Consider the following 12,466-nt stretch of genomic DNA (forward strand, 5'->3'; position numbering starts at 1 on the left):
AAACGCCTTATCCGGCCTACAAAACCCAACAACATCAACAAATTGTGCAATTCGTAGGCCGGATAAGATGCGCCAGCATCGCATCCGGCACGATACCCAAAACCTGGCGATTATCTGGCCTTGCTCGCCATAATCTCGATAATCTGCCGATCCGTTTGCTGCATCGAATGGCTTGCTAACGCACACAGGTTGGCAATCGACTGCTCAACATCATGCGCCACAATCCCTTCATTGCCGGTCACTGCGGTATCATCCAGCGCCATTAACACCGCTTTCCACGCAGCCGAAGCACTGGTCGAAACCTTCATCGCGCAGCTGTTCGACGCACCATCGCAAATCATGCCGCTGACATCGCCGATCATACTGCTGATCGCCATCGAAATGGTTTCATAACGCCCATCCACCAGCCATGCCATCCCGGCGGCGGCCCCCATTGCTGCGGTCGTTGCGGCACAAAGCGCAGACAAACGCGGTAACTGGTTATGGATGTAAATCGCGCTCAAATGCGAAAGCATCAGCGCACGCGCCAGCCGTTCATCATCGGCCCCGAAGTGTTCTGCTACCACCACCACTGGCATTGTTGCAGTGATCCCCTGGTTACCCGAGCCGGAGTTACTCATTGCCGGAAGCGTAGCGCCGCCCATACGCGCATCGGATGCCGCGCTGGTACGAATCACAATGGATGAAGAGAGATCTTTCGCCAGCAAACCGCGTGCACACTGTTTTTCCAGCGTCGCGCCAATATGCAGCCCCCACTTACCGCTCAAACCTTCCTGCGATAACGCACAATTTAGCTTCGCGGAATCGAGAATAAAGCGGATCGCCGCAAACGGGACTTCATTGACGAACTTCAGGATCTCAGCCAGCGTCGTTCTTGAAAGCACCGTCAGCGGCGACTCTTGCTCGCCCTCTGTCACACACGCCTGCTGGGTAAACACCACACCATTGTGCGTCTCAATATGCACAATGTTGGTATGCCCGCCGACGATGGTGACACACGCCCACTTCTCACCGTTCCAGACTTTGGCGCGTGAGAAGAGGATTTCATCGCAAGGTTCCTGGATCTTAACTGAGACTTTCCCCGCCGCCAGCAGTGCTTTGGCATCGGCAATTGCCTGCGCTGTTGCGTCTTTCAGCACTTCCAGCCCGGCGTTAGCATTTCCACCTAACGCTCCCAGCGCCGCCGCAATTGGCAGCCCCACCATTCCTGTACCGGGAACGGTGACACCCAGACCGTTCTTCATCAGATTTGGCGAAACCCAGGCTTCTACACGTTCAACCGGACCTTCCAGTTCAGCCGCAGCAACCGCCGCCGCTAGCGCCAGTGAAATCGGTTCAGTACACCCCAGCGCCGGTTTTACCTCCTCCTGAACGGCGAGGATGTAACGCTGCCATAACGGATTTAAAGTCGAATCAAACATATTAAAAACCTTAAAATTTCAGGTAAATCAAGAAAATGCCAGGAACGGAGAAACACAAAGCAACAAACCAGTGACGATAATCAGGTACAGAGACATCCCTTTGTATTTGTGCAATGCCGGTACTTTGTAAACCAGCCACGCCGGGATCAGGCACCCTACCATGCCGAAAATCGGGCTACAGATAGAGGTGAAGCTCAACACCGGGGCGTTCAGTACGATGGCGCTCCAGGCCAGCAAAATGGCGAAAATCATGATGCCGCGCTGAACGAGATTTTCGTTAATCTTCTCGGCAGGTATCTTGCGACGCAGGATGTTCATTACGATCCCTTGCGTTGCTTCGCGAAAGCCTAAATAGACGCCAAAGAATGCAGTCATTACAGCAAAGATATTGAGAATGACGCTGACCACTTTCACCCACGCTGCGCCGTCACCGCTAATAAACTGTGCGGCAATCGCCAACGCGGAAATATTCTGCTCGTAGGCTTTTACCGCTTCGTCATGTCCCATCGCCAGCGTGAACGACACGGCGTAGAAAAAGACGGTGACAAACAAAATGCCAAACGCGATATTCATTGCCCGCAATGCTTTATGCCGCGCCACTTCAATTGATTTTTCCCGCGAGCGATAAGAGATCACCATCGGGCTTAACGTCTGGATAAACAGAATCGACGTCAGGGTAAACGGCAGCGTAATAATGGCGTTTTTCACCAGTAGCCCCAGCGGCGGTAGAGAACCGACGTTATACAGATGCCACATTCCCACCATCGACACGCCCAGCGCCGCGACCACCAGCAGCTTGGTCAGCACCATGCCCGTCGAAATTTTGAATAACAATTTCTCGCCGCGTGAGGAGATCGCCACCAGAATGCAAATCAGTACCAGACCATAAAAGGGACTGTCTGACAGCAACCCTTCCGTCACGCCGAAGGTATGCAGGTAGGAAGCACTATCGTTGGTGATGGCGGTGGAATAGACGAACATCCAAATCACCAGCATTACGAAATAGAGCGCACCTAACAGGATGCCCCAGTTTTTACCTAAATAACCGCTAATGACACTCGGGTAATCTTTACATTCTGGTGATTCTGCCAGCGTATTAATAAACAATCGCTGAAACAGATACATTGCCGGGTAACCAATCACCGATGAGAGCAAAAATACCCACAATCCCATCAAACCGACCTGCACCGGGAGAAAAACAATCCCCGCGCCAATCGCCATCCCGATACTCATAATCACCCAGCCGGTGTCAGTACTGTCGAATTTGATCGCTTCTCGCCACTCGCTCTCACTCATTCCAGCACGACCCGCCGGGGTCGAAGCGTCTGCAATGACGCCTTTATTCGATGCAATTTCCATAATTTCTCGCTCAATATTTTGTAGGGCTTATTATTTTTTTCCGAGCCGCATCAAGGCGATATGCGGTCTACGTTTTTGCAGGCGAGTTATTAGAATAAAGAAATGATACGCGCGAGGTCAGAGAAAATCTTCACAATCAAGACTTTGAAATAACGGAGATGGATAAGAATTTTCTACTAAATTAATCACAAGAGAATATTCATTCTCTATTTGCGGCAGATCACAAAAAAAAGGTGCACATTTGTGCACCCAAGGATGAAAGCTGACAGTAATGTCAGCCGCAGACCACTTTAATGGCCAGTCCTCCGCGTGATGTTTCGCGGTATTTATCGTTCATATCTTTGCCGGTTTCATACATCGTCTCGATCACTTTATCGAGTGAAACACGTGGTGCCGAGGTGCGGCGCATCGCCATCCGTGCGGCATTTACTGCTTTCACGGCATTAATGGCATTACGTTCAATGCACGGGATTTGTACCTGTCCGGCAACCGGATCGCAGGTCAGCCCAAGGTTATGCTCCATCGCGATTTCCGCCGCATTGCATACCTGCGCCGGACTGCCGCCCAGGAGTTCAGTTAACCCTGCCGCCGCCATTGAACAGGCCACGCCAATCTCCCCCTGACAGCCGACTTCCGCGCCAGAGATGGAGGCGTTCATTTTATACAGCGCGCCAATAGCTCCCGCGGCCAGAAAATAGCGGGCAATTGACCGCTCGTTTACCGGACGACGGAACTTATCGTAATAAGCCAGCACTGCCGGAATAATGCCGCACGCACCGTTAGTCGGTGCCGTTACCACACGCCCGCCAGCTGCGTTTTCTTCACTAACCGCCAGCGCATACATGTTGATCCAGTCGATGACATTCATCGGATCGTTAGAGATGTTATCGCTGGAAACCAGCTGACGACGCAGCGCTACGGCACGACGCGGCACATTGAGCGGACCAGGCAGCACGCCTTCAGTGTTCATCCCGCGTTCAATACCGTCATGCATCACTTGCCAGATACGGGCAAACCCTGCGTCAATTTCCGCTTTGCTGCGCAGCGCCAGCTCGTTGTGCATCATCAGACCAGATATAGACAGGCCGTTGTAATCACACATTTTCAGCAGTTCACCTGCTGAGTGGAAATCGTAAGGTACGGACGTTTCGACATCGTGCGACAGGCCGAAGTGTTCTTCTTCGACAATAAACCCGCCGCCGACAGAGTAATAGGTTTTACTTAATAGCGCTTCCTGTCCCTTCCAGGCAGTGATCCGCATTCCGTTCTCATGGCGAGGCAACATTTCGGGATGGAAGATAATGTTCTTTGCTACAGGAAAATCAACAATATGCGCACCAGATGCCACTGGCAGCCGCCCGCTGCGCGTTACTAACTCTATAAATGCAGGGATCTCATCAATGACAACATCCTGCGGACTGTTTCCTGCCAGTCCCATGATGATGGCGACATCCGTGGCATGGCCTTTGCCCGTCAGTGACAACGACCCGTACAGATCGACCACAATATGGCTCGTCGCGGTTAATAAGCCGCTACTTTCCAGCCGATCAATAAAACTTTTTCCGGCATTCATTGGCCCCACGGTATGCGAACTGGAGGGACCAATCCCAATTTTGAAAATATCGAATGCACTAATCATATCCACACCCTCGGATTGCCGTTCAGTGAAGTGGAGCGGAACGACCTTGCGACCGTCCCGCTCACGAGGCTTTACGCACTACGTACTGCGATGGCTTCAATTTCCAGCTTCACATCTTTCGGCAAACGCGCGACCTGTACACAGCTCCGGGTCGGGTAGGTCGCCTGATGCTCATCGAAGAACTGCTTATAGACTTCGTTGATGGTGGCAAAATCATTCAGATCGGTGATGAACACGGTCATCTTGATGATATCGCCCACGCTCAGCCCGGCAGCAACCACGATCGCTTTGACGTTTTCGAGGCTTAAACGCGCCTGATCTTGCACATCAGCCGGGATCTCACCGGTTTGTGGGCAAACCGGAATTTGCCCGGAGGTGAAGACCATACTGCCTAAATCAACGCCCTGAACATAAGGGCCGATTGCGCCTGGGGCACGTTGCGTTTCGATAATCTTTTTCATACATCCTCCGGCGTCAGAGCGCCTGGGTAAAAGTACGTGAAATAACATCCTGTTGCTGTTCACGGGTCAGTGCGTTGAAGCGCACGGCGTAGCCAGAGACACGGATTGTCAGGTTAGGATATTTTTCCGGGTGCTCGATGGCATCCAGCAGCATTTCCCTATTCATTACGTTGACGTTGAGGTGTTGACCGCCTTCGACATCCGCTTCGTGGTGGAAATACCCATCCAGCAGGCCGACAAGGTTGGTTTTACGTACTGGATCTTCTTTGCCCAGCGCCGCAGGCACGATCGAGAAGGTGTACGAGATCCCGTCTTTGGCGTAGGTGAACGGCAGTTTCGCCACCGACGTCAGCGAGGCTACCGCACCTTTGCGGTCACGACCGTGCATCGGGTTAGCGCCCGGTGCGAACGGTGTACCCGCACGACGACCGTCTGGCGTGTTACCGGTTTTCTGGCCGTACACCACGTTAGAAGTGATAGTCAGAATCGACTGGGTAGGGACGGCGTTGCGATAGGTTGGCAGCGCTTTAATTTTCTTCATAAAGCGTTCAACCAGATCGCAGGCAATGCTGTCTACGCGCTCGTCGTTGTTGCCATACTGCGGATATTCGCCGTCGATTTCGAAATCCACCGCCAGGCCGTTTTCGTCACGGATCGGTTTCACGCGGGCATATTTGATGGCAGACAGGGAGTCCGTCGCCACCGACAGACCCGCGATGCCGCAAGCCATCGTGCGATAAACATCACGATCGTGCAGCGCCATCAGCGAGGCTTCATAGCTGTACTTGTCGTGCATGTAGTGGATGATATTCAGCGCGCTGATGTACTGCACTGCCAGCCAGTCCATGAAATGATCGAGGCTGTCCATCACTTTGTCGTAGTCCAGCACGTCGTCCATCAATGGTGCTGTTTTCGGCCCGACCTGAATCTTCAGCTTCTCATCCACCCCGCCGTTAATTGCGTACAGCAGTGTTTTCGCCAGGTTAGCGCGCGCACCAAAGAACTGCATCTGCTTACCAATCACCATTGGGCTGACGCAGCAGGCAATCGCGTAATCGTCGCTGTTGAAGTCAGTACGCATCAGATCGTCGTTTTCATACTGCAAGGAAGAGGTGACGATCGACACCTGCGCGGCATATTTTTTGAAGGCAATCGGTAATTCTTCCGACCAAAGAATGGTCAGGTTAGGTTCCGGTGCAGGCCCCATAGTGTGCAGGGTGTGCAAATAGCGGAAGGAGTTTTTGGTCACCAGCGTACGACCGTCCAGCCCCATCCCGCCGATCACTTCCGTCGCCCAGATTGGGTCGCCGGAGAACAGCGAATCAAATTCCGGTGTACGCAGGAAGCGTACCATACGGATCTTCATGATGAAGTGATCGATCAGTTCCTGTGCCTGCTGCTCATTGAGTACGCCAGCTTTAAAGTCGCGCTCAATGTAGATATCGAGGAACGATGCCGTGCGACCCAGCGACATCGCGCCGCCGTTCTGTGATTTCACTGCCGCCAGGTAAGCGAAGTAGAGCCACTGCACCGCTTCCTGCGCATTCTGCGCCGGGCGAGAGACATCAAAGCCATATTTCGCCGCCATTTCCTGAATCTGCAACAGCGCATGACGATGCTCTGCCAGCTCCTCACGCAGACGGATAGTGGCTTCCAGATCCTCGCCTTTTTCCAGACGGGACTGGAGATCGGCAAATTGCAGTTCGCGTTCACGCACCAGATAACTGATGCCATACAGCGCCACGCGGCGGTAGTCACCGATAATGCGCCCACGGCCATAACCATCTGGCAAACCAGTCAGTACACCCGATTTACGGCAGCGCAGCATATCCGGTGAGTAAACATCAAATACGCCCTGATTATGGGTTTTACGCAGATCGGTAAACAGATATTCAAATTCACTGTCCATTTCACGGCCATAGGCGTGGAATGAACTTTTAATCATATTAATGCCACCGAACGGATGCAGCGCACGCTTTAATGGCGCATCCGTTTGCAGGCCCACTATTTTTTCCAGCGGCTGGTTAATATATCCCGCATCATGAGCGGTAATGGTGGTGGCAATATTGGTATCGAAATCAACCGGCGCGTGGGTTGCGTTTTCAATACGAATGCCTTCCATCACCTTTTCCCACAATTCCGTGGTGGCTGGCGTCGCTTCAGCGAGGAAAGATTCATCGCCTTCATACGGTGTATAGTTATGTTGAATAAAATCGCGGACATTAATTTCGTTTTTCCAGTCCGTACCTTTAAAGCCAAGCCATGCGTCGGCGTACAGCTTATCGCTGGTATCAATATCTACCTTCATGAAAAATAATCTCTCTACAATACTTCAACTAAATTATGCAAATTCTGCGGACGCGTTCACTTTGCCTAAATGAATGGCATCCAAAGCAATCATTTTTTCTTCGTTGGTTGGGATAACGGCGCAAATGACACGGGCATTTTCACTGGAAACAATTCGCTCTCCACAGGAGTTAGAGCGATTATTCATTTCTGTATCAATCTCTACGCCTAATACAGCCAAATGTTCCATGACCAGACGACGAATTAAACTTGAATTTTCTCCTATTCCGCCGGTGAATATAATTCCATCCAGGCGACGTAATGAGGCTGCGTGTCCGGCAATATGACGGGCAATTCGGTGAACAAAGGTTTTAATTGCCAGTTGCGCGCGTTCGTGACCTTCATGCCAGGCTTTTTCCAGAACACGTAAATCCGAAGAAAGACCGGAAATACCTAATAATCCCGACTCTTTATTCACTACGCGTTCCAGGTCACCCAGGCTCTGGTTGGTTTGGCTGGCGACCCAGGACATCGCACCAAAGTCGACATCACCACTGCGGGTACCCATCATCAAGCCTTCCAGCGGCGTCATTCCCATTGAAGTGTCAACACTCTGACCGTTGCGAACTGCGCAGATTGACGCGCCATTGCCAAGATGCGCCACAACCAGGCCGGAGTCATCTTCCGCCAGATTCAGCAAAGAATGTGCGCGCTGGGAAACATAGCGGTGCGACGTGCCGTGGAAACCATAACGGCGTACACCTAACTCTTCATAATATTTCCACGGCAGGCCGTATAAATAAGCTTCCGGAGCCATCGTCTGGTGGAAACTGGTATCAAATACCGCCACCTGAGTTACGCCAGGAAATAATTGCTGCGCCGATTCAATACCACTTAAATTGGCGTAATTATGCAGGGGTGCCAGTGGAGAAACGCGACGGATATTATCAATGACTTCATCGGTAATAATGGCGGACTCGGTAAAAATACTGCCGCCGTGAGCGATGCGGTGGCCAATTAAGGCCACGCTGTCATTTAAATTCCGTTTTTCCAGTTCAAATGCAATTGCCTTCAATGCACCTTCGTAGCTGTGGTGAGCCAGCGGTGCTGGCTCTCCCCCATTTACGGATAAGAATGCATTTTCCGAGTTAATACCGTCGGCAATACCTGACATTAATACTTCACAGTCGCTGGCATCGAGCACGGAAAACTTAATCGAAGACGAACCACAGTTAATAACCAAAACAACCGGAAATTCATTCATCTCTTTTCTCATCCTGAGTTACGGATTAAAACAGTTTGTATACGATGTTCAGGATGGTCAGCAGACCAATCACGGTAACAAACACGTTATCCAGACGACCACGGTATTTCGCCAGAGACGGCGCTTTACGGATGGCATACATCGGCAACAGGCACAGCAGGGATGCGATAATCGGTGCGCCCATGGCTTCAATCAGGTCGAGGATGTTCGGGTTGGCGTAGGCAACAACCCAGGTGGAGCCCATGATGAAGATCATGCTGAGAGTATTCAGTTTACCCAGCGACACTTTGGTTTTGTCACCTTTATAACCGAACTTCAGAATCAGGCCATTCAAGCCTTCCAGCGTCCCCAGATAGTGACCGAAGAAAGATTTGAAGATAGCCACGAGTGCGATGATGGAAGCCGCATATTCCAGTGTAATCGCGAACGTTGTTTTGGTACCGGTCATGGACGCAAAGTGGTTAGCCAGATAAGAAAGCACTGGAATATTCTGCGCTTTGGCTTCCGCCATGTTGGCCGGAGACAGCGTAAACAGGCAGCTAAAGGCAAAGAACATCACCACTGCAACCATCAGCATGCTGGCACGAGAAATGATTTGGGAACATTTACGTTCGGTGAAGTCGCGACCGAAGTCTTTCTCATACTCTTCACGTTTAGAAACCACGAAGGAAGAGACGATTGGCGAGAAGTTAAAGGAGAAAACCATGATGGAAATCCCCAGCCAGACAGTGATCAGGATACCGTCATGACCGGTTAACGACAGCGAACCGAGGTCAACCTGGTCGATAACTGCAGAGTTCCAGTAAGGGATCAGCGACAGAGAAATCAGCACCAGGCTGGCGATAAACGGCCATACCAGGTAGCTCATCACTTTAACCATCAGATCCTTACCAAACCAGATGACGAAAGCCATCAGCAGCAACAGGAACAGCGCCACAAAGCCGCGATTCAGCGGTGCAAAGCCGAGCTGGTTTTCCCAGAAGGTCATAAAGGTGTTGGTAATAGTAACGCCATAAATCCACAGCAGTGGGCAAATCGCGAAGAAGTACAGGAACGTGATAACCACGCCGCCAGTTTTACCAAAATGCTCTTCCACCGTTTCCGTAATGTTGCCGGAAGGGTTAGAGCCAGAAAGACACAGACGCGCCAGCGCCCGGTGGCAATAAAATGCGATGGGGTATGCTAATACCAACATCAGAAGAATCGGGATCAGTCCGCCAAAACCTGCGCGGATAGGGAAGAACAGCACCCCGGCGCCGATTGCCGTACCAAACAAGCCTAACGTCCATGTGGTATCTGATTTACGCCAGGACGATTGTTTTGTCTGGCTGGATACAATGCTATCTGAAGTACTCATATCCTATCCTCAACGAATTAATTAAGCGTCAACGAAACCGGTGATTTGAGAGACGCGAGAAAGATCGATATTGCCGCCGGAAATAATACTGACGGTTTTTCTGTTTTGAATATATTGGTCTAATTTACCGCTTAATAATGCAGCACATGCCAGAGCGCCTGCGCCTTCGGTGACGACTTTATTGCGCTGAATTAAGGCAATCATACTGTTTCTGATTTCATCTTCGCTGACCAGCACGATGTCATCGACTAATTCACGAACGATTTCGTAAGTTAAATTACCCGGGCGGGAGACATCACAACCATCCGCCAGGGTGCCGGTAGTTCGGTGCGTGGTTATTTCTCCGGAGTGGAAAGAAGCCGCCATGCCGTGAACGTTTTCTGACTGTACGCCAATAACACGAATGGTCGGGTTAATAGATTTTATTGCCACCGCAATACCAGCAATTAAACCGCCACCACCAATTGGCACAATCACGTTATCGACATCATAGAGATCTTCCATAATTTCCAGACCAATCGTTCCCTGGCCAGCAATCACTTTCGGATCATCGTAAGGTGGGATAAAAATACGGCCTTCCATTTCGACAATTTCGCTCACTTTAGCGATAGTGTCGTTGAAGTTATCACCATGCAGAACGACTTCTGCGGAGTAGTCGCACGTTGCCGCTACTTTGGATTTCGGCGCGCCTTTTGGCATCACCACTTTACCGTCGATACCCAGCATCGCGCAGGAGAGCGAAACCCCTTGCGCATGGTTGCCCGCAGAGCAGGCCACTACACCTTTACGTTTTTCCGCATCGGTCAGTGAACTTAATTTATTAAATGCGCCACGAATTTTAAATGAACCGGTACGCTGCATGTTTTCGAATTTGAGGAATATTTCACCTTTGCAACGTTCACTAAAATAGTTGGAGCGAGGCATGCCTGTTTTATAAATTCGCCCAGCCAGTCGTTGTTTAGCTTCAATGATGTCATCAATAGCAACCGGGAGATCGTATGTAATATGCATTATAAAACCTCTTAGCCTGAATTAAATATGTAGGTAACCGTAACCGACACCTGCAAAACAGACAGGTGGATTATTTATGTTTAAATAAAAACAAATAACTAACCAACTTCAATTAATTGCCTTCGTCTACACCCATTATAAGATGAATACTCTTTGGCTAATTCCACCAAAACCGATGCTGCTTTTTTAATACGATAATTTTTCGACCATACCGCGGCATATTGTGCCACAGGTAACGTTTCTTCAACCGGAATAGTAATAAATTGATTTGAACCAAAAGGTGATGTCATATCACAAGGAATTACAGTTAAGAAATCAGCATTGAGAACAAGATTATAAATTGTCACGACTGAGTCGGTTTTAACGATGTTTTCAATACTGATGCCATTCCTTTGTAACGTAGTAAGTAGCTCGCTGTAGTACCCCATATTGGTTTGTGGCAACACCCACTGTTCGTTCTTCAACGACTCCAGCGTGGTGGTGCCGGTGCATGTTCGGGACTTACTGGCTACCAGCACAAACTCGGACTCGAACAGCGGCTCAACATGTAAATCCTGAAGCTTCATTTCTGCGCTTAACGTACCAATCGCAAAATCCAGTCGACCGTCGCGGATTGCCGGTAAGAACGAAGACAGTTGCGCTTCATACATAGAAACCTGCGCTTTCGGGAACACCTCTTTGAACTTGTTGATCATCCCTGACATAAAAGTAAAACCAATCAATGAAGGAAAACCAAATGAGACTTCCACCACCGCCTCAGAAGACATACCGCTTATCTCATTAACCATATTTTTCATTTCACGGGTAATGGATTCGGAACGGGAGAGTAACAATTGACCGGCAGGTGTTAATGTTACACCGGTATTTTTCCGCACCACTAATTCCACGCCAAAATAATCTTCAATATCGTTAATGATTTTACTGACAGCCGGTTGAGTTAACCCTAATTCTTTTGCAGCCGAGCCGATAGAACCACTTCTAATGACTTCCTGAAAGACTACCAGGTGTTGCGTTTTCGGAAGAAGAATAGTGCTCATAACGACCTACGTTAATTACCTCATTGACGGCATGAAGTGTATCAAAATGAAATGAACAGGATATGTGCGACCACTCACAAATTAACTTTCAATACTTTCCATGGTATCGTTATTCCAATTAAATATCTTTATATATCAATAAGTTAAAGTATAAAAATCAGCATAAACCCTGATTTTTGTCAAAAAAAATGACGGGGATAACCATATTTTATGGCGATAACATCATTCGTTATGTGGTTAATACAAAAAAGGGGCTGAGACCATATTTCAAGCAATTACCGGATAATTACCAGGCAAATTTTGAGTTAAATTTAATGAGCAAGTTCTCAAATTTTATTATAAATAAATCATTTTCAGCGATAAATAATGCGGCACGTCACATTTTTTCACGCTATTTGTTGGAGAACAAACATTTATTTTATCAATATGTTAAAATTTCGAATACAGGTATTGATCATCTCGAACAATTGATTAACGTCAACTTTTTCTCTTCTGACAGGACGTCATTTTGTGAATGCAATCGTTTTCCATAAATTCCTCTCCCCTCATAGGTGACGAATAGCATTTTGTGTTGAGGATCACAAAACGAATAATTGCTGGTCGCCGCGATAAGGTCAGCCAAAGACAACAA

At 49.3% G+C, this 12,466-nt stretch carries 10 protein-coding genes; 1 reads left to right on the forward strand and 9 read right to left on the reverse strand.

Going from position 1 to position 12,466, the window contains the following annotated elements:
- Positions 1–110: 110 nt before the first annotated feature.
- The 9 genes from cyuA to tdcA form a co-directional block, all read right to left on the reverse strand.
- A complete protein-coding gene (gene cyuA, locus ACJHYR_RS05090) occupies positions 111–1,421 on the reverse strand; it encodes a cysteine desulfidase (protein ID WP_000460503.1) in 1,311 nt (436 codons plus the stop codon).
- A gap of 27 nt (positions 1,422–1,448) precedes the next feature.
- On the reverse strand, positions 1,449–2,780 hold the full coding sequence (locus tag ACJHYR_RS05095; RefSeq protein ID WP_000401593.1) for an amino acid permease: 1,332 nt from the start codon (positions 2,778–2,780) through the stop codon (positions 1,449–1,451).
- Between the two features lie 274 nt (positions 2,781–3,054).
- Positions 3,055–4,419 carry an L-serine ammonia-lyase gene (tdcG, locus tag ACJHYR_RS05100; protein ID WP_000622115.1) on the reverse strand — a complete coding sequence of 455 codons (1,365 nt, stop codon included), beginning with the start codon at positions 4,417–4,419 and terminating at the stop codon, positions 3,055–3,057.
- A 71-nt stretch (positions 4,420–4,490) separates the two neighbouring features.
- Positions 4,491–4,880 carry an enamine/imine deaminase gene (locus ACJHYR_RS05105; RefSeq protein ID WP_000719990.1) on the reverse strand — a complete coding sequence of 130 codons (390 nt, stop codon included), beginning with the start codon at positions 4,878–4,880 and terminating at the stop codon, positions 4,491–4,493.
- Positions 4,881–4,893: 13 nt separating this feature from the next.
- The gene (gene tdcE, locus ACJHYR_RS05110) at positions 4,894–7,188 is read right to left on the reverse strand and encodes a 2-ketobutyrate formate-lyase/pyruvate formate-lyase (protein WP_000861746.1); all 2,295 of its coding nucleotides are present in this window, start codon (positions 7,186–7,188) and stop codon (positions 4,894–4,896) included.
- A gap of 33 nt (positions 7,189–7,221) precedes the next feature.
- Complete coding sequence (gene tdcD, locus ACJHYR_RS05115) at positions 7,222–8,430, reverse strand: propionate kinase (RefSeq protein ID WP_001389443.1); 1,209 nt, start codon at positions 8,428–8,430, stop codon at positions 7,222–7,224.
- A gap of 25 nt (positions 8,431–8,455) precedes the next feature.
- Entirely contained in the window at positions 8,456–9,787 is a 1,332-nt protein-coding gene (gene tdcC, locus ACJHYR_RS05120) for a threonine/serine transporter TdcC (RefSeq protein WP_000107721.1), read from the reverse strand.
- Between the two features lie 21 nt (positions 9,788–9,808).
- Positions 9,809–10,798 carry a bifunctional threonine ammonia-lyase/L-serine ammonia-lyase TdcB gene (gene tdcB, locus ACJHYR_RS05125; RefSeq protein ID WP_000548347.1) on the reverse strand — a complete coding sequence of 330 codons (990 nt, stop codon included), beginning with the start codon at positions 10,796–10,798 and terminating at the stop codon, positions 9,809–9,811.
- A 98-nt stretch (positions 10,799–10,896) separates the two neighbouring features.
- Positions 10,897–11,835 carry a transcriptional regulator TdcA gene (gene tdcA / locus ACJHYR_RS05130; RefSeq protein ID WP_000104211.1) on the reverse strand — a complete coding sequence of 313 codons (939 nt, stop codon included), beginning with the start codon at positions 11,833–11,835 and terminating at the stop codon, positions 10,897–10,899.
- Between the two features lie 314 nt (positions 11,836–12,149).
- Between tdcA and tdcR the strand changes: the two genes are divergently transcribed.
- Complete coding sequence (gene tdcR, locus ACJHYR_RS05135; protein WP_014639313.1) at positions 12,150–12,368, forward strand: transcriptional activator TdcR; 219 nt, start codon at positions 12,150–12,152, stop codon at positions 12,366–12,368.
- Positions 12,369–12,466 lie beyond the last annotated feature (98 nt).

Source organism: Escherichia sp. WS1450 (genome assembly GCF_046487395.1).
In the GTDB taxonomy this organism is placed as follows: domain Bacteria; phylum Pseudomonadota; class Gammaproteobacteria; order Enterobacterales; family Enterobacteriaceae; genus Escherichia; species Escherichia coli.